The 17,255-nt window shown below is 74.9% G+C and carries 15 protein-coding genes; 5 read left to right on the forward strand and 10 right to left on the reverse strand.

Annotation, left to right across the window (positions count from 1 at the left end):
• Positions 1-146 precede the first annotated feature (146 nt).
• Both ACIQ9G_RS28450 and ACIQ9G_RS28455 read right to left on the reverse strand, forming a co-directional pair.
• Positions 147-995, reverse strand: coding sequence for an RNA polymerase sigma factor SigF (locus ACIQ9G_RS28450; protein WP_403615001.1), 849 nt, complete (start codon positions 993-995; stop codon positions 147-149).
• Between the two features lie 198 nt (positions 996-1,193).
• On the reverse strand, positions 1,194-1,658 hold the full coding sequence (locus ACIQ9G_RS28455; protein WP_403615004.1) for an ATP-binding protein: 465 nt from the start codon (positions 1,656-1,658) through the stop codon (positions 1,194-1,196).
• 148 nt (positions 1,659-1,806) lie between these two features.
• Between ACIQ9G_RS28455 and ACIQ9G_RS28460 the strand changes: the two genes are divergently transcribed.
• Positions 1,807-3,318 (forward strand): MFS transporter, encoded by a 1,512-nt coding sequence (locus ACIQ9G_RS28460; protein WP_403615007.1) that lies wholly within the window; start codon positions 1,807-1,809, stop codon positions 3,316-3,318.
• A gap of 343 nt (positions 3,319-3,661) precedes the next feature.
• On the opposite strand, the gene ACIQ9G_RS28465 is transcribed toward ACIQ9G_RS28460, so the two are convergent.
• Complete coding sequence (locus ACIQ9G_RS28465) at positions 3,662-4,198, reverse strand: hypothetical protein (protein ID WP_403615010.1); 537 nt, start codon at positions 4,196-4,198, stop codon at positions 3,662-3,664.
• A gap of 60 nt (positions 4,199-4,258) precedes the next feature.
• Positions 4,259-4,792 (reverse strand): DoxX family protein, encoded by a 534-nt coding sequence (locus ACIQ9G_RS28470; RefSeq protein ID WP_403615013.1) that lies wholly within the window; start codon positions 4,790-4,792, stop codon positions 4,259-4,261.
• Positions 4,793-4,951: 159 nt separating this feature from the next.
• On the opposite strand from ACIQ9G_RS28470, the gene ACIQ9G_RS28475 reads away from it, so the two are divergent.
• Together ACIQ9G_RS28475 and ACIQ9G_RS28480 are read left to right on the forward strand one after the other, a co-directional pair.
• On the forward strand, positions 4,952-5,515 hold the full coding sequence (locus ACIQ9G_RS28475) for a hemerythrin domain-containing protein (RefSeq protein ID WP_403615015.1): 564 nt from the start codon (positions 4,952-4,954) through the stop codon (positions 5,513-5,515).
• Between the two features lie 4 nt (positions 5,516-5,519).
• Positions 5,520-7,091, forward strand: coding sequence for a N,N-dimethylformamidase beta subunit family domain-containing protein (locus ACIQ9G_RS28480; protein WP_403615017.1), 1,572 nt, complete (start codon positions 5,520-5,522; stop codon positions 7,089-7,091).
• A 12-nt stretch (positions 7,092-7,103) separates the two neighbouring features.
• Here the strand turns inward: ACIQ9G_RS28480 and ACIQ9G_RS28485 are convergent, their stop codons facing one another.
• Complete coding sequence (locus ACIQ9G_RS28485) at positions 7,104-7,469, reverse strand: STAS domain-containing protein (protein ID WP_403615020.1); 366 nt, start codon at positions 7,467-7,469, stop codon at positions 7,104-7,106.
• A gap of 164 nt (positions 7,470-7,633) precedes the next feature.
• Between ACIQ9G_RS28485 and ACIQ9G_RS28490 the strand changes: the two genes are divergently transcribed.
• On the forward strand, positions 7,634-8,107 hold the full coding sequence (locus tag ACIQ9G_RS28490) for an ATP-binding protein (protein WP_403615022.1): 474 nt from the start codon (positions 7,634-7,636) through the stop codon (positions 8,105-8,107).
• 54 nt (positions 8,108-8,161) lie between these two features.
• Here the strand turns inward: ACIQ9G_RS28490 and ACIQ9G_RS28495 are convergent, their stop codons facing one another.
• The 4 genes from ACIQ9G_RS28495 to ACIQ9G_RS28510 form a co-directional block, all read right to left on the reverse strand.
• A complete protein-coding gene (locus ACIQ9G_RS28495) occupies positions 8,162-9,076 on the reverse strand; it encodes a hypothetical protein (RefSeq protein WP_403615024.1) in 915 nt (304 codons plus the stop codon).
• Between the two features lie 265 nt (positions 9,077-9,341).
• A complete protein-coding gene (locus ACIQ9G_RS28500; protein WP_403615026.1) occupies positions 9,342-11,504 on the reverse strand; it encodes a SpoIIE family protein phosphatase in 2,163 nt (720 codons plus the stop codon).
• Positions 11,505-11,675: 171 nt separating this feature from the next.
• Entirely contained in the window at positions 11,676-11,867 is a 192-nt protein-coding gene (locus tag ACIQ9G_RS28505; protein ID WP_403615029.1) for a hypothetical protein, read from the reverse strand.
• An 839-nt stretch (positions 11,868-12,706) separates the two neighbouring features.
• Positions 12,707-13,972 carry a PP2C family protein-serine/threonine phosphatase gene (locus tag ACIQ9G_RS28510; RefSeq protein ID WP_403615032.1) on the reverse strand — a complete coding sequence of 422 codons (1,266 nt, stop codon included), beginning with the start codon at positions 13,970-13,972 and terminating at the stop codon, positions 12,707-12,709.
• Between the two features lie 233 nt (positions 13,973-14,205).
• Between ACIQ9G_RS28510 and ACIQ9G_RS28515 the strand changes: the two genes are divergently transcribed.
• Entirely contained in the window at positions 14,206-15,018 is an 813-nt protein-coding gene (locus ACIQ9G_RS28515; protein ID WP_403615034.1) for an SAM-dependent methyltransferase, read from the forward strand.
• Between the two features lie 50 nt (positions 15,019-15,068).
• On the opposite strand, the gene ACIQ9G_RS28520 is transcribed toward ACIQ9G_RS28515, so the two are convergent.
• The gene (locus ACIQ9G_RS28520) at positions 15,069-17,105 is read right to left on the reverse strand and encodes an NlpC/P60 family protein (protein ID WP_403615037.1); all 2,037 of its coding nucleotides are present in this window, start codon (positions 17,103-17,105) and stop codon (positions 15,069-15,071) included.
• Positions 17,106-17,255 lie beyond the last annotated feature (150 nt).

Genomic DNA, 17,255 nt, shown 5'->3' on the forward strand with positions numbered 1-17,255 from the left:
CCCCGCGCGCCGCCGGGCCGGGGCACGACGGAAGGGCCGGACGCCGTCCACCTCCCCAGGACGACGGCGTCCGGCCCTTCCGTGTCATGCAAGCGTTCGTGTGCCCGCCGCGGACGCGATCATTCCCGCGGCCGGCCACGCATCGCTCAGTGTGCGGTGAGCATGCCCTGACGCAGCCGGGTCAGCACCCGCTGCAGCAGCCGGGAGACATGCATCTGGGAGATCCCGAGCTGCTCTCCGATCTGGGCCTGGGTGAGCTCCTCCACGAACCGCAGATGGATGATGCGGCGGTCCCGCTCCTCGAGCCCGGCGAGCAGGGGCGCCAGGCTGTGCAGGTCCTCCACCAGCTCCAGGTCGGTGTCCTCGGCGCCGATGAAGTCGGCGAGCACGCTCTCCCCGTCCTCGCTGCCGCCCACCGCGGCGTCCAGAGAGGAGGAGGTGTAGCCGTTGGAGGCCACCATCGCGTTGACGACCTCCTGCTCGGGGAGGTTCATCAGCTCCGCCAGCTCCTTGGTGGTGGGCTTGCGCCCCAGGCGGCTGCTCAGCTCCTCGGTCGCCTTGGCCAGCTCCACCCGGGCCTCCTGCAGGCGCCGCGGCACGTGCACCGCCCAGGAGGTGTCGCGGAAGAACCGCTTGATCTCGCCGACGATGTACGGCACGGCGAAGGAGGTGAACTCCACCTCGCGGGCCAGCTCGAACCGGTCGATCGCCTTGATCAGCCCGATCATGCCGACCTGGACGATGTCCTCCATCTCCTGGGGCCCCCGGCTGCGGAAGCGGCCGGCCGCGTAGCGCACCAGGGACATGTTCATCTCGATCAGGGTGTTCCGCGCGTACTGGTGCTCGGGCGTGCCCTCCTCCAGGGTCGCGAGCCGGTCGAAGAACAGCTTCGACAGGGCGCGCGCGTCCGCCGGCGCCACCTGTGAGGGGTCGGTCACCACGGGCAGCTCCGTCCGTGTCGGAACTGCTGCCTGGATCTCCGTGGTCGGCGCCATGGCGCGTCCCTCCCTCTCTGCGGTGTTGCTCGATCGTGCGGCCACCGCTCTGCTGATCATGAGCGGCTTCCACCGCGTGTACCCCCGTCCGCGCCTTACACACCCATCATTTTCGACTGTTTCCCGACCGGCTTCCTTTCGGGTTGTCCGACCGGTGTTCCCACCGGCCTTCCGGCCGGCCCGGGTACCGGCCGCGGATCACCCCTCCCGCAGATCGATCTCGGCGGTGACGCGCTTGCCGCCGGGCAGGGTGGTCACGGTCAGCGCGCTGCTGCACGCGCGGACCAGGTACAGGCCGTGGCCGCCCACCCGTGACTGGTCACGTTCGTGGATTCGCGGCAGTGTGGAGGAGGTGTCCCAGACCGTGATGGCCAGCCGTTCGTGACCGGCGGACAGCTCCAGCACCAGGCCGCACGGGCCCGGCGCGTGTCGTAGGGCGTTGGTGACCAGCTCGCTCACGACGAGCTGTGCGTCCCCTTCGGCGCGCGTGGGCACCGGTGTGTCGGCGGTTCGGGACGCCCGGGTGAGCAGGACACGGACCGCGCGGCGCGCGTCGGCGATACGGGCCGCACCGGTGTCATAGGTGGCCCCGTAGCGCAGCGCTGCGGCGCGCTGGTCCGGTTCCTGCTCACGTACCGCCTGCTTCCTAAGCGGAATGACCATGAGAAGTACCGTCGCTGCTCGGTGGTGACTTTGTGTGCTCTTTGCCGTGAGCACGGCTACCCGCTGTCCGCGCGCTGAAGCAGATGGGACGGGAGAGGCCGTGTGAGCTACGCCCGCCGTGAGCCGGCGGCGACCGGAGGGAGCCTGCGTGGAACTGGACACGCCGGCGGGCGCGCGCGGCGGCGACCCGGCGCGCGCGGCGGCCGGACCCGACCCCCGGCGCTGGAAGGCCCTGTGGGTCACGCTGGTGACCGGCTTCATGAGCCTGCTCGACGTCACCATCGTGGCAGTCGCCCTGCCCTCCATGCAGCGCGGCCTGGGCGCCTCCGCGGCCTCCGTGCAGTGGGTCGTGTCGGGATACGCCCTGGCGTTCGCGCTCGCCCTGGTGCCGGCCGGCCGGCTGGGCGACGCCCTGGGCAGGCGCCGGATCTTCCTGTGGGCGCTGGGCGGCTTCGTGGCCTGCAGCGCCGGAGCGGGCGCCGCGCCCACGGTCGCCTGGCTCGTCGTGGCCCGGCTCGCGCAGGGCGTCTGCGCCGGATGCCTCGCCCCGCAGAACTCCGCCCTCATCCAGCAGATGTTCCGGGGCGCCGAGCGCGGCCGCGCCTTCGGTCTGTTCGGCGCCACGGTCGGCGTCTCCAGCGCCGTTGGGCCCGTCACCGGCGGCGTGATCCTCGCCATGGCGCACGGTGCGCAGGGCTGGCGCTGGATCTTCTACGTCAATGTGCCGGTCGGCGCCCTGGCGCTCCTGCTCGGGCTGCGGCTGCTGCCCCGTGTCGCCCCCGGCCGGCGGGAGCGGCTCGACCTTCCGGGCGTGGCGCTGCTGGGGGCCGGGGTGCTGTCCCTGATGCTGCCCCTGGTGTTCGCCGAGTCGGGAGGGCTGGGCCGGCTGTGGTGGCTGTTCCTCGTCGGCCTCGCGCTGCTGGCCGGCTTCGTCCGCTGGGAGCGGCGCGTCGTGGCGCGCGAGGGGCAGCCGCTGCTGGATCCGCGCCTGGTGACGAGCACGCGCGGCTACGCCCCCGGCGCGGCCCTGGCCACCCTGTACTTCGTGGGGTTCAGCGGGGTGTGGCTGGTGTTCGCCCTGTTCTTCCAGAACGGCCTCGGGTACACGCCGTTGCGGTCCGGGCTGGCGGTGACGCCGTTCGCGATCGGGTCGGCCGCCGCCGCGGTGGTGGCGGGGCGGCTGGTCGAGCGGCTGGGACGGCGGCTGACCGTGTGGGGGCTGCTGGCGGTGATCGCCGGGCTGGGAGCCGCGGCGCTTGTGCTCAAATTCGGTCCGCCGGGCGGCGCGGCCTGGTTCGCGGCGCCGGCGCTGTTGCTCGGGGGAGTGGGCAGCGGCTGCGTGATCTCCCCGAACGTCACCATGACGCTGCGGGAGGTGCCGGTGCGGATGGCGGGAGCCGCCGGGGGCGCCCTGCAGACCGGGCAGCGGCTGGGCGGTGCCGTGGGTACGGCGGCGCTGCCGGGGCTGTTCTACCTGGTGCTCGGTGCGACCCGGCACGACTTCCGCACGGCGGTGGCGGTCTCCGTCGGCTCCGCGATCGTGGCCCTGCTGGGCGCTCTGGCGGTGGCGGTCCTCGACTGGCGCCGCGACCGGGAGGGCGGGAGCGGGCGGCGCCCGCCGGACTCGTGCCGGCGCCGCACCCACGCCGGCCACGGCTGAGGCCGCCGGGCCGTTCACGGCTGACGCCGCCGGGCCCGGCCCCGGGTGCCGGCGGCCGGCCGTGGCCCGGGTGAGGTGACGCCGGGCGGCCCGGATGCGAAAGCGTCGGCCGGCCAGGTGCCGGACGGCGCGGGGAGGCCCGGATGCGGATACGGATGCCGCCGGACGGACGGACGGGCCTCACGGGTCGGGACAGGGCGAGTCGCGGGTCAGGACAGGCCGGGTCGCAGGTAGCGACCGCCGGGTCGCGGGTCAGGACAGGCCGGGGCGCGGGTAGCGACCGGCCATGTCACAGATCACGACCGGCCGGGTCGCGCGAAGAGCGCCGGTCCACGCCCCGGCCTCAGGTCTCGGGGAAGGTGTCCAGGACCTGGCGACGGCGCAGGTCCTCGATCGTGCGGAGCTGACTCGCGGCCCGCTCCAGCAGCCGGTCGAGCTGCTCCGGGTCCAGGCGGTCGTCGCGGTCGGCGAGCTGCCGCAGCGCGTGCCAGCCGCAGATCTTGCCCTCCACCCCGATGTGCAGGAGTTCCAGCTCCAGCAGGGTGCTCAGGGGAGAGCGCCGTACCAGGCTGCCGTTGCTCTTCAGCCGCCCGGCCCGCTCGCCCAGCCGCCCCGCGTACACCTTGTACCGCCGGATCGGCACCTCCAGCTTGCGCATGATCTCCAGCAGGGTCCTGCGGTCCTCGCCGATCTCGGCGGCGATCGGGCCCATCGTGTCGCCGATCTCGGAACCCCGGCAGGCCACGGCGAGGTGGTGGGCGCGCTCGGTCCCCGCGGTCGCGCCCGCCAGATGGTCGTTCAGGTAGATGCCCAGCAGATCGTGACCGCTCTGTCCGGTGAACCCCGGCAGGAAGGGTCCGGAGCGTGCGTGGTGGTTCATCGCAGGTCCTTCGTCGTCCGGGGTGGAAGGGGGGAGGAGGAGCCGGGCCGGGTGCGTGGTTCAGGCGTGCAGCCTGGCCCTGACGCCGCCGACCGCGGCGGCCGGACGCGCCGTGGCGCGGACCGAGCGGCGCACCAGGCGTCCCTCGCGGCGCAGTTCTCGGGCGGCGTGACGGCTCCGCCAGAGCACCGACGGCGCGCCGGCGGTGTCGTCGGCCGTGATCAGCAGGCCGCCCAGCATGGAGAGGTTCTTGAGGAACTGGATGCGCTGCTGGGCGCGGTCGGAGGGGTCCTCCGCCTCCCAGAAGCGGTGGCCGGCCACCGTGGTCGGCACGAGGGTGGCGGCGAGGGCCAGGGCGGAGAGCCGGGGCAGCCGGCCCGTCGCCAGGAGGACGCCCGCCGCCATCTGGACGCCGCCGCTCAGGCGTACGAGCTGCTCGGTCCCGTCGGGCAGGGCCGCCACGCGCTCCGTGATCGGCCGTACGACGGGCTCGGCGGCCGGGGCCACGGCCTTGGGGTTGCGGACGGAGTTCCAGCCTCCGACGACGAACATCGAGGCCAGCAGGGGACGGCCGACCACGCGCAGCAGACTCATGGTCCTCTCCAGGGGTATGGGTGACTCCGGCTGTCGCCGGGTTCCCGGCCAGGACGAATGCATTCGGGTCCGCGGTGTGCCTCGGGCCGCCGCGGGAACCCGGCGGGCGGGTCGAACCGTACGACCAGCCGCGACGGACGAGAAACAAGGAGCCCTGCCATGGGACACGGCGGAGACGTCATCCAGGAACTGACCACCGACCACCGCGAGGTGGACGAGATCTTCGCGCAGATCGAGGCCCTTCCGATGGGGGACAAGCGGCGCAAGGACCTGGCCGACCAGGCCGTCATCGAACTGGTCCGTCACTCCGTGGCCGAGGAGATGCACCTGTACCCGGCGGTGCGGCGGTTCCTGCCGGACGGCGACGAGATCGCCGACCGGGAGATCCAGGACCACGCGGAGGCCGAACGCACGATGAAGGAACTGGAGGGCTGCTCGGCCGACGACCCGCGGTTCGACGAGTTCATCGGCCGGCTGATGCGGGAGATCCGCGAGCACGTGACGGACGAGGAGCAGAACCTCTTCCCGCGGTTCCGGGAGGCCGCCGCCCCCGAGGACCTGGCAAAGCTCGGGGAGAAGGTGCGCTCCGCGAAGAAGACGGCGCCGACCCGGCCCCACCCCTCCGCTCCGCAGACGCCGCCCGCCAACAAGCTCCTGGCACCCGGCGCCGGACTGGTCGACCGGGTCCGGGACGTGCTGACGGGCCGCGGCAGGACCGACTGAGAGCGTGCCGCCGGCGCCGGGGAACGAGCCGCGGGCCGGACGCGGTGACCGGCACGTCATCGCGCGCCGGCGGTTCCTCGGGCTGTGCGCCGGGGCCGGTCTGGGCGCGGCGGCGGCCGCGTCCGCGCCCCCGCTCCCCGGCCGCCCGCCCGTGGCGCCGGAGCTCCACCGGGCCGAGACGGAACGGGACCGGCCGGGAACCTCGGACTGGCGGATCGGCTCCGCCGGACCGCCGGACGCGGTGACCGGCTACGCCGACCGGGTGAGCGTGACGCCGGGCGAGGAGTGCGGTCTGCACGTGTCGACCACCGCCGCGTCGTTCCGCGTCTCGGTCTTCCGGGTCGGCTGGTACGGCGGGGCGCACGCCCGGCTGGTCTGGCGGTCCGGGCCGGTGCCTGGGCGCGTCCGTCCGGCCCCGCGCCTGCTGCCCGCGACCCGCACCGTCCGCGCCGACTGGCCCCGCAGCCTCACCCTCGCCACGGACGGCTGGCCGGAGGGGGCCTACCTCCTGCGCCTCGACGCCGACAGCGGCCACCGGCACTACGTCCCGCTCGTCGTGCGCTCGGCCGAGGGCACGGGCCGCACCGTCCTCGTGCACGCCCCGGCCACCTGGCAGGCGTACAACCGGTGGGGCGGCCACAGCCTCTACGGCGGTGCCCTCGGCGCGTACGCCGACCGCTCCCTCGCCGTCAGCTTCGACCGGCCCTACGACGGCAACGGTGCCGGGAAGTTCCTGGTGTACGAGTGGGCGGCCGTCGTCCTGGCGGAGCGCCTGGGCCTGCCCCTGGCGTACAGCACCGGCGTCGACGTGCACCGCGACCCCGCGGTGCTGCGCGGCGCCGCCGCCGTCGTGTGCCTGGGACACGACGAGTACTGGACGCCGGAGCAGCGGCACCACGTCACCGACGCCCGCGACGCCGGCGCCAACGTGGCCTTCCTCGGCGCCAACACCTGCTTCCGCCGGATCCGCCTGGAGCCGGGTGCCACGGGCCCGGACCGCACGGTGGTCTGCTACAAGTCCGCCTACCGGAGCGACCCCTGCTACCCGTCCCGCCCGGCGCTGGTGACCACCGACTTCCGCCGCGGCCCGGCCGCCGACCCGGAGTCGTCGCTCACCGGAGTGCTCTACGAGGGCTATCCGGTGGACGCGCCGTACGTCGTGCACGCGGCGGACCACTGGCTCCACCGAGGGACCGGAGTCCGTCCCGGCGAGGGATTCGCCCACCTGGTCGGAGTGGAGTACGACCGGGTCACCCCGGGCGCGCCGGTCCCCGAACCGCTGGAGATCACCGCGCACTCACCGCTGGTCCGCGCCGGCCACCGCAGCCACGCCGACTCGGCGTACTACACGGTGGCCGGCGGGGCGGGCGTCTACGCCACGGGCACCCTGCGCTGGGTCGAGGCCCTGACGGCCGGGACCGGGGAGCGGGGGCGCGACCACGGCATGGACGTCCGCACCCGCGCCTTCGTGACCCGGACCACGGAGAACCTGCTGCGCGCCTTCGCCGAGGGCCCCGCGGCCCGGCACCGGCCGGCGCCCCGCCCCAACGCGGACGAACTGTACGGCGCGGGGTGAGGCCGCCGGCCGTCAGCCGGTCAGGGCCTGCTCCAGGGTGGGGTAGCAGGGGATGAGCGTGTCGACGCCCACCAGTTCCAGCACCCTGAGGACCGGCTCCTGGGGGGCGGCGACACTCAGCCGGCAGCCGCGTTCCTCCGCGGTCTGGTGAGCGGTGATGAGGGCGTTGATGCCGCTGGAGTCCATGAAGGTCACGCCGCCGAAGTCGACGACCGTGACCCGCGCGGTGTGGAGGCAGGACAGCAGCGTCTCGCGCAGGTGCGCGCTCCCGTCGAGGTCGACCTCTCCCGCGAGGGTGACGACACACGCGCCGTCGCCGGCCGTGGTACGGGTGATCAGCAGCCGGTCGGGCACCGCCGCTCCCTCGGTCTCTGCCACACTTCCCTCACTTCTCGTGAATGTCTGGCCATGGCCAGTGGTTTGTTGGCCATGATGTTAGGGCTTGGTGAAGCCGAGAGTGGCCGCTTGTCGAGTGCGGAGAGCTTCATGGGCGTATACACGGGTAGACGCAGGCGTGTGAGCAGGCAGTGAAGGCGGACCGGATGGAAGGTGCTCCCGAGGGGGAAGAGCGGTCGGGGCTCGATGCCGCCGTACCGCACACCAGTGTGACCCTGGTCGCGGAGCCGGGCTCCATCGCCACGGCCCGTCACGCCGCGGTCCTGTTCCTGGAGCGGCTGCGGGCCGAGCGGGGCCTGCCCGTCTCCGCCCGCGCGCTGGACCTCACCCAGCTCGTGGTCAGCGAACTGGTCACCAACTCCCTGAAGTACGCGCCCGGCCCGGTCCGGCTGGACCTGGGGGTCGACGACGACGCCGTGGCGGTCACGGTCCGGGACGGCGGGCCCCTGCTGCCGGTGGCGCGCCGCGCCGACCCCGGCAGGGTGGGCCAGCACGGCCTGGAGATCGTCATGGCCGTGGCCCGGAGCTTCGACGTGCATCCCGAACCGGCCGGCAAACGCGTCACCGCCAGGATCGCGCTCCTGGACGACCGCCGCCCCGGCACCGGGCTCCGCCAGTAGCGGTGGTTCTGCTCACCCCCGGGGTGGGCGGGTGCTCGGTCGCGGTGGCTCCGCTCACTCCCGGCCCGTGCCCGGGCCGCCCGCCGTGCCCGCGGGAGAGGAGGACCGCCGGGTGCCGGTCAGTCCCACGGGATTGCCGGACGGCAGCAGCCCGGTGCCCACGACGGCGGCGACCAGCGGGTCCAGCAGATCGGCCAGGCGCGCGGAACGGTCGGCGCCGAGAGCGGCCCACGGCTGCTCGGCGGCCGCGTCGGTCAGCGCCTCCACCTCCGCGTGCCCGGCCGCTCCGGTGGCGGTGAGGGTGCCGTCCTCCTCCAGCCAGCCACGGGTGCGCAGCCGGTCCTCGGCCGCCCGCCACGCCGTCTCGTCCCACTTGCGGGTCTCCCGCAGCAGCGTGGCGTCCGACTCCCCGGCGGCGGACTTCAGCACCATCGCGGCCACCGGTCCCAGACCGTGCGCGACGAGGACCGCCACATGCCCGTCGCCCCGGTGCTCGCGCAGCGTGGTCAGCGCCTGCCAGAGCCGCACATGCGCCTGCCGGGGGCGGGCCAGGGCCTGGTTGGCGGCGCCGAGCACGCGGCCCGCGGTGTCGGCGGCGGCCGCCGCCTCCCAGGCCAGGTCCGCCGCTTCGGCCATCAGGCCACCCCTGACGGCGTCCGGGCCGAGCACGCGGGTCAGCGCGGCGTCCATCGCCTCCGCACGGGCCGCGAGGACATCCGCCGGGTCGGCGTACGCCCAGGCGTCCGGCAGGGCCCGGGCCACCCGGTCCGGATGGAAGACGTAGAAGCAACTGGTGACCACCGGCGCGGGCACCGGGCCCAGTGGGGCCGCGCGCAGCGCGAAGTAGCCCATCCAGAAGCCGCGCATCCCGAGCCCGTCCGCCGCCCGTCGCGCCTCGGGCGCGAAGTAGACCAGGTCGTGGACCGGTTCGTACCGCTCCCACAGCGCCCGTGCAAGGCCGTCACCCACGTCGGAACCTCCCCAGCCGATCGCCCGAGTCCGCCCGCCCGGCCTCGTCCGTCCCCGTCCCGGGGCGGTGACTACGGCCGTGGCGGCGGTCGAGCAGCAGCATGTTCCATGACGGCTGTCATAACAAGCCCGTCCACCGCCGCGTGGCCCGCCTCACACGGGGGCGCCCGCCCGGAGCGGCACCCCCGGACCTCCCGAGCCGCCGGGATCGAGGGGCGTCCGGGACCGAGGGGCGGCCGGCCCCGCCGGCGCGCGCTCGGTCGGGTCAGGCGGGCGTGCCGCTCGCGCGCAGCAGCAGGACGGCGATGTCGTCGGTGTGCCGGCCCGCGGGCCAGACGCGGTGGACGAGGCCGTCGATCTGCTTCTCCAGATCCTGTTCGCCGGCGTCGGCCAGATGCCGGGCGAGGGCGGCGATGGTCACCCCGACATCGGTGCCGGGCACCTCCACGAGGCCGTCGGTGTACAGGGCCAGTGTCGCGCCCGGGTTCAGGTCGGCGCTGGTGACGGGGTAGCGGGCACCGGTGTCGACGCCGAGCAGCGGACCGGGTTCCAGGCCCAGCACGTGGGCGCGGCCGGGGCCGCCGCGCAGCAGCGGCGGCACATGACCGGCGCTGGCGAGGGCGAGGCGGTGGCGCGCGAGGTCGAGCTGGACGTACAGGCAGGAGACGAGCAGGTCGGTGTTCAGATCGCTCAGCAGCCGGTTGGTGCAGGCCAGCACCTTGTCGGGGGAGGCCCCCGCGGCCGCGTGCGCGTGGATGGCGGTGCGCACCTGGCCCATCAGAGCGGCCGCGGCGATGCTGTGGCCCTCGACGTCGCCGATGACCGCGGCCGCGGTGGTGTCGTCGAGCCGCAGCAGGTCGTAGAAGTCCCCGCCGACCTGGAGGCCGTGGCTGGCGGGACGGTAGCGGGCGACGACGTCCAGGCCGGTCAGGGTCGGCAGGGTGGGCGGCAGCAGTGCCTGCTGGAGCTGGTGGGCCAGGTCGTGCTTGCTGTCGTAGAGCCGGGCCCGGTCCAGGGCCTGGGCGATCAGGCCGGCAAGCGAGGTCAGGACGGCCCGCTCGTCGGCCGTGAAGGCGTGCGGATCTTCGTAGGACAGGATGCAGCAGCCCACCGGGCGGCCGCTGACGACCAGGGGGAGGTAGGCCCAGGCCTGTTTGCCGCTGATCCGGGGGACGTCCGGGTGGCTTCGGGCCAGCTCGGCGGGGTCGCCGAAGAAGGACGGGGTGCCGCCGGCGAGCACCTGGCCGGCCGGGGTGCGCTCGGTGTCCAGCGGCAGCCCGTCGAGACGCTCGATCACGTCGGCCGGATAACCGTGGTGGCCGATTATCTTCAGACGGCCCGCGTCTGCGGCGTACAGCATCAGGCCCTGGGCGCCGAACGCGGGCAGGATCTGGTCGGCGATCAGGCCCACCAGATCGGTCACGCCCACCGCCTCGGTGAGCGCGGTCGCCAGATGCACCAGCTGGTAGAGACGGCCGGTCGGCGCGACCGCGGGACGCCGTCCCGCCGGGCGCGCCGGGCCCCCGGTGTGCTGCTCAGGTCGGGGCAGGACGCGGACGCTGATGCCGCTGGCGTCGGGATGGAGCTCGAAGGTCAGCCAGTGGTCGGGCGGGCGCAGCGCGGTGAAGGACACGGGGGCGCGGCCGACCACCGCCGTACGGTAGTGGTCCTCGTAGACCGGATCGTCCAGCCAGCTCAGCGAATGCCAGGGGCGGGTGCCCAGCAGGCGCTCGGCGTCGCGGCCGAGCAGACGGGCGGCCGTGGAGCTCAGGAAGGTGATCCGGCCTTCGAGGTCGAGCCCCACCGCGCCCTCGGGCAGGCGCTCGGCCCAGTCTGCGGCGGCCGGCCCGGTCCGCGCGGCGACCCGCGGGGTCTCGACCGGCACGACCCGGGGCTCGTCGGAGAGTTCGGGCGGCCGGGGGGCCTCCTCCAGCAGACGGGCCAGCCGCCGGGCGCTGGAAGTCATATGGACGCGCTCGCGGGCCGATGCCTCCCGGAGCCGGTCGGCGGGCCACATCAGGACGAGCCCGCCCCAGCAGCGCCGCACCCCGCTGAGCGGGACGGCGGCCAGCGCGACCCGGTAGGGCAGGACGGCGGCCACCCGGGGGTAGCGGCAGGCCATCTCGGCCTGGCCGCCGACCCAGACGAGCCGGTCCTCGGCGATCGCGTCGGTCAGCGGGACCGGCGCGCTCAACGGCAGCCGTCGCCACGGGGCGGTGAACTCGATCGGCATACCGCACTCGGCGAACAACCTCAGCAGCGGTTGCGCCCGGTCGATCAGGAACAGACCGCCGATCGAGGCGCCGGTGCCGCGCACGGTCTCCGCCAGGGCCGCGCACAGATCGTCCTCCAGCGACCCGATGCGGCCCGGCGAGCCGACGGGGTCCGGTGGTCCGACGGGGGCCGGCGGTGGGGTCGTCCCGGACATGGCATCCTCCGCTCCGGCGTCACGACGGGCGGGCGGCCCGTCAGACGGGGCACGGGCGCGGTGACCGTGCCGTGTGGGGCATATGTCACTCCTACCCCGACCCTGCGCCTCATACGGGGCGACCGCGATCCGGCGTCCCGGCCGCAGGCGTGGCCCGCGCCGCCCGCCGGCTCAGGCCAGCGCCACCACGAGGGCTGCCACCACGGTGAGAGCGGCCACGGGGACCATGACCAGGCGGGCCCGCGCCACCCAGGGAGCCCGGGGGGCGTCGTCCCGGTGGCCGGGGTCCGGCCCGGCGGCCGCCCGGCCGGTGCCGAGCAGCGACCGGCACCAGGGGCAGTCGCCGTCCTCCCACGTGTCCATGTCGCGCTCAACGACACGTCCGGGGTGGGGCAACGCCTCCGCCAGCCATCGTGACGCCCCCGTCACCAGGTCATGAGCGTGCAGTGCCCACGACCGGACCCACCACTCGAGCCGGCCCCCGTGGCCCACGCGGAAGGGGCCGGCCGCTTCGTCGGCGCGGATCACAGGCCCGGGATCCCACGCGGCACGGGCACCGCGGGCACCCTGAACACCTCTCCTACGTCCAGGGTGTTCCGCTCGTCCCGCTCTTCTCGGACGTCCCGTACATCGAGACCGCACAACCCCCGTACGCCCCCGTCCGTCCCGAGGCTCCGTGGCAGGACGGCCGGCGGGGTCGCGGGCGCGGGCGTCCGCTGTGCGGAGACCGGGGGCCCGGGCGAGCCGATGTCGGCGAACGACGCCCACTGGACGGAGGACGGTTCGGGCACGCCCCGTCCGGCGGGGGCCTGCCGCTCCCGGGTCCACGGTCCGCGCGCGGACGGCCGGAGTTCGTACGTCGGCGGCCTGAGCGCGTGAACGGGCTGCGGGGGTTCGTGAACATCCGGCCGGGGTTCGTGAACCGCCGGCTGGGGTTCGTGAACCGCCGGCTGGGGCTCGTGAACCGCCGGCCGGCTCCAGGTCCCGCTGGTCAGTTCCGCGTAGGGCCGGTCCGCGGGCCGGTGGCCCGGTGGGCGTGGCACGGCCCGAGAAGTGCTGTCCATGCCGGAGCAACGGCGTTCCCGCGCCGTCCGTACGCGTCGGCCCCGTCCGCTCACCGCATCAGGTGAGCCGCTCCCTCGAACGGGCGTGTCAGCTCATGCGACAAGCGGCCCGGAGGGTGGGGCGGTCCCGGTCCCCGCTCAGTTCTTGCCCGGGGTCAGCTCGGCCAGCAGCAGGGTCCGGTCGTCGTCGGCCTCCGTGGTCGCCCGGCCGGACGGGGAGCCGTCGAGCAGTTGCCGGCACACCGACGGCAGGGCGTCCGGACGGTCGGTGTCCGCCGCCGCGGACCCGGCGTCGAGCGCGTGGGCGAGGCGGCTGATGCCCTGGTCGATGTCGGCGGTGCGCGACTCGACCAGCCCGTCGCTGTAGAGCAGCAGCAGTGTCGGCTCGGACAGCCGCAGTACGGTCGGCTCGTAGCGGCCCGAGCCCAGCCCGAGGGGCAGACCGGCGGAGGCGAGGGCGACCCGCACCGCCGGACCGCCCGGCCCCCGGATCAGGGGCGGCGGGTGCCCGGCCCCGACGAAGGTGCAGGTGTGGAGGTTCGCGTCCCACTCCACGTACATGCAGGTGGCGAAGGAGGCGCCGGGAGTGTCGCTGGCGACGGTGTCGAGCCGGCCCATGAGCTCGGCCGGGTCGATGTCGAGCGCGGCCAGAGTGCGGACGGCGGTGCGCAGCTGGATCATCGCGACTGCGGACTCCGGGCCGTGCCCCATCGCGTCACCGACGACCATGGCCAGCCGGCGGCCCGCCCGCGGCAGCACGTCGTACCAGTCCCCGCCGATGACGTTGTCCTGCCCGGCGGGCCGGTAGCCGTGCGCGACCCGGCAGCTGGGGAAGGCCTGCCCGGTGTCCGGGAGCAGGCTGCGGCGGATCGCCAGCGCGGTGCGGCGCTCCCGTTCGTAGCGCCGGGCGTTGTCGAGCGCGACGCAGGCCCGCCCGCCCAGCGACTCCACGGCCACCGCCTCGCCGCGGGTGAACGGCTCCCTGTCCGGTCCGCGAGTGCATGCGACGAAGCCGACCGCCCGGCCGCGCAGCCGGAGCGGGACGATGAGGAAGGAGGCGGAGCGCAGCAGGGCGTCCACACCGGCGTCGCCCGGGCCGGCCCTGCGGAGCCGGTCGGCGGTGTGCCGGTCGACGCCGTCGAGCAGCTGGGTCTGCCCGGTGGCGACGGCCCGCGCGTACGGGGTCTCGCGCGGGAAGACCAGGACCTCGCCCACCGGCAGCAGGTGCTCCCAGTCCTCCGCGGTGTCCGCGCCTATGCGCAGGGCCAGCCGGCGGGCCTCGATCTGCGGTGGATCGGCCATGACCCGGCCCTGCTCCTCGAGGAGCCAGCGCTGGAGCAGGTAGACCGAGGCCGCGTCGCAGAAGCCGGGGGCGAGGGCGTGGACCACATGGCGGCCGGTCACGTGGAGGTCTAGTTCGGACCCGATGGCGTCGGCCGCGGGGGAGAAGCGGGCACGACCGCGGAGCGGCGCGGAAGGGGGAGCGTCGTCGGGATCACTGCGTTCTGTGTTCCGCAGGGTCGTGGCCTTCCGGGTGGGGCCGGTAGCGGCGCGGGTGGTCGGGCGGACCGTCGGCTAATGCCAGAGGCAACTATATGATGCACAGTCAAGGCGGTTAGGCAGCAGGGGAGTTGGTCATGCCGGACGAGAGCGGTCTGCCGGAGGGCGTGGACCCGGACAAGGCGAGCGTGGCGCGGATGTACGACGTCATGCTGGGCGGCGAGCACAATTTCGCCATAGACCGGGAGGCGGTGGCCGCCTTCACGGCCATCGATCCCCAGGTGCGTACGCTGGCCCGCGCCAACCGGGCCTTCCTGGGCCGTGCGGTGCGGTTCCTGGTGGACGCCGGGGTGCGCCAGTTCATCGACCTCGGCTCCGGCATTCCCACCCAGGGCAACGTCCACGAGGTCGCCCAGGCCGCCAGCCCGGATGCCCGTGTGGTGTACGTCGACAACGATCCGGTGGCGGTGGCGCACAGCGAAGCCCTCCTCGCCGGCAACCCGAATGCCACGATCGTGGCCGGGGACATCCGGGACCCGGAGGTGGTGCTGTCCTCACCGCAGGTCGCCGGGCTCATCGACTTCGAGCAGCCCGTCGCCGTCCTCATGATCACGATCCTGCACTTCGTGACGCCGGAGGAGGACCCGGCCGGGATCGTGGCCGCCTTCCGGGACGCGGTGCCTGCCGGGAGCTGGCTGGCGCTGACCCACGCCACGGACGAGGACCGCCCGGACACCGCCGCCGCCGTGGGCCGGCTGTACCGGTCCCGGGCCACCTCGCCGGTCACCCCTCGCTCGTACCAGGAGATCAACTCCCTCTTCGAGGGCTACGAGTTGGTGGAGCCCGGACTGGTGCACGTGCCGCTGTGGCGTCCGGAGTCCGCGGAGGAGATCCCGGAGGACCCGGAGCGGTACTGGGTGTACGCCGGGGTGGGCCGCAAGGCCGCGTAGCGCGGCCCGCGGCCCCTCGCCGGACGTGCCTGCGGTGCCCGGCCGGCCGGTCAGGCCGGGCGCACCGCGCTGTGGATGGCCTGCGCGCCGGCGAAGAAGACCGACTCCTCCCGCAGGGGCGCTCCCGGGGTCGGGGCGTGCACCATCGTGCCGTTGCCCGCGTAGAGGCCCACGTGGCTGACCTCGGCGTAGAAGAAGACCAGGTCACCGGGCTGGAGGTCGGCGAGGGGGATCGGCGTGCCGGACCCGGACTGCTCGGACGCGGTCCGCGGCAGGGCGACTCCGGCGACCCGCCAGGCGGCCTGGGTGAGGCCCGCGCCGTCGTAGGAGTCCGGTCCGGTGGCGCCCCAGACGCACGGCTTGCCGATCTGCGCACGGGCGAAGGCGAGCGCTCGGTCGGCACGCCGGTCGGACGCCGGGCCCGGCGCGTCGGCCGGAGGTGTGCCGGGGGTCTCCACCCCGGCCGGGGGCAATGCGCCGCCCGGCGCGGACCGGCGGGCCAACATCTCCTGTGCCTGCGCGAGTTGGCGGCGGAGCCGGTCCTTGGAGGACCGCATCGCCCGCTGGCCGGGCCGCGCGACCGACGCGGGGGAGGGGCCGAGGGCACCCATGGTGTCCATGGCGCCCGCTGCCCCGGACAACGTGTGCGGCGCCGCGGCCGGCGACGCGGTGAAGGGCACGGGCGCGGGCGCGGCGGGCGACCCTGCCGCCGGTACGGCGGTCAGGTCCCCGGCGAACGCCCCCGACGGCCGCACGGCCGTCCCGCTCAGGGGCCCGGTGACCGGCCAACCGAACGGTACGCCGTCCGGCACCCCGCCGAGCCCCCCGGCGACTCCGTCCCCGGTCCCGGCGGCGGGCCCGCCCACGGGTCCGGCGCCGAATCCGTCCATGGGTCCGGCGGTCGGCCCGCCCACGGGTCCGGCGCCGAATCCGTCCGTGGGTGCCGTGGTCAAGTCGCCTACGAGTCCGGCACTTGGGCCGCCCATGGGTCCGGCGGTCGGGCCGCCCAGCGGTCCTGTGCCGAGTCCGCCCGTGGGGGTGGTGGTCAAGTCGCCCACCGGTCGGGCATTTGGGCTGCCCATGGGTCCGGCGGTCAGCCCGCTCAGCGGCCCGGCGCTGAGCCCGCCCGCAGGTCCGGCGCCGAGGCCGCCCGGCGGCCTTGCGTCGGGTCCCTCCATTGGCGCGGTGATCAAGTTGCCTACGTATCCGGCCCGTTGACCGCCGTTGGGTCCGGCGGTCGGCCCGCCCAGCGGTCCTGTGCCGAGTCCGCCCGTGGGGGCGGTGTTCAAGTCGTCCACGGGGCCGGCGGTCCACCCGCCCACAGGTCCCGCCTCAAGCCGGCTCAAGGGCCCGGTGGCTGCGGCCCTCAGCCCGCCGACAGGCCCTGCGGTCAGCCCGCTCGTGGCCCCGGCGGTCGAGTCGCCCATGAGCCCGGAAGGCGGCCGCCCCCCAGTGCCGACAGTCAACTCGCTCACGGTCCCGGCGGTCGGCCCGCCTCCGACCCCAGCGGTCAACTGGCTTGCAGCCGCGGCGGTCAGCCCGCCCGAGGGCCCGGCGGGCAGTTCCGCCACCGGACCAGTGGCGGGCAGCCTGGCGGTGGGGCCCGCGGGCAGTTCCGGGACGGCTGTGGTCGTGGCGGACGGGCCGGGGGGAAGTTCCGGCAAGGAGCGCGCGGTCAGTTCACGCGCCAGGCCGCCGGGGCCGTCCGCGGGCCGCCTCGACGGCGTCGTGCGGCGGGAGTCGGCCGGGTTCGGCAGCCGGTCGGCGGGCAGGACGGCGGGGACCGTGGGGCCCACCTGCGCGCGGGCCGCGTCGAACCACTGCCTGGTGATGCTTTCGAGGCTCGGGTCGGCGGCCGCGCCGGACCTGCCGGGCGAGGAGCCGGCGCGGGTGCGTCCGCCCTTGCTCATCGCCCGCGTGGCGTTGTAGTTGCCGGTGACCGTCTCGGCCCGGTCGTAGAGGCTGCTGACCCGCCGCCGGACCTCGGCGCGGCTGGGTGCGTAGTCGCTCATGGCCGCCTCCGGGGCGGAGTCGCGCAGGTCGGGGAGGCCGGGGCCTTCCGCGCGCGAGGGTCGTTCCGGCGCCAAGGAAGACGCGCTCCTTCCGCAGGCCGCCCACCGGGGCGGCTGCCGGGGTCGGGCGGAGGTCCGGAAGGCGTGCCCCACGGCCCTGCCCTGACGGGCGGTCGGGCCGATTCACCCCGTGCCGGTCAGTCTCCCGGGCCGGGCGGAGGCCGT

Source organism: Streptomyces sp. NPDC096152 (assembly GCF_044763235.1).
Classification (GTDB): Bacteria; Actinomycetota; Actinomycetes; order Streptomycetales; family Streptomycetaceae; genus Streptomyces.

What these genes read in the sequence shown, in the direction of transcription:
- ACIQ9G_RS28450 (WP_403615001.1), bottom strand. Translation starts at nt 995, where the DNA reads ATGGCGCCGACCACGGAGATCCAGGCAGCAGTTCCGACACGGACGGAG.
- ACIQ9G_RS28455 (WP_403615004.1), bottom strand. Translation starts at nt 1,658, where the DNA reads ATGGTCATTCCGCTTAGGAAGCAGGCGGTACGTGAGCAGGAACCGGAC.
- ACIQ9G_RS28465 (WP_403615010.1), bottom strand. Translation starts at nt 4,198, where the DNA reads ATGAACCACCACGCACGCTCCGGACCCTTCCTGCCGGGGTTCACCGGA.
- ACIQ9G_RS28470 (WP_403615013.1), bottom strand. Translation starts at nt 4,792, where the DNA reads ATGAGTCTGCTGCGCGTGGTCGGCCGTCCCCTGCTGGCCTCGATGTTC.
- ACIQ9G_RS28475 (WP_403615015.1), top strand. Translation starts at nt 4,952, where the DNA reads ATGGGACACGGCGGAGACGTCATCCAGGAACTGACCACCGACCACCGC.
- ACIQ9G_RS28490 (WP_403615022.1), top strand. Translation starts at nt 7,634, where the DNA reads ATGGAAGGTGCTCCCGAGGGGGAAGAGCGGTCGGGGCTCGATGCCGCC.
- ACIQ9G_RS28500 (WP_403615026.1), bottom strand. Translation starts at nt 11,504, where the DNA reads ATGTCCGGGACGACCCCACCGCCGGCCCCCGTCGGACCACCGGACCCC.
- ACIQ9G_RS28505 (WP_403615029.1), bottom strand. Translation starts at nt 11,867, where the DNA reads ATGGACACGTGGGAGGACGGCGACTGCCCCTGGTGCCGGTCGCTGCTC.
- ACIQ9G_RS28515 (WP_403615034.1), top strand. Translation starts at nt 14,206, where the DNA reads ATGCCGGACGAGAGCGGTCTGCCGGAGGGCGTGGACCCGGACAAGGCG.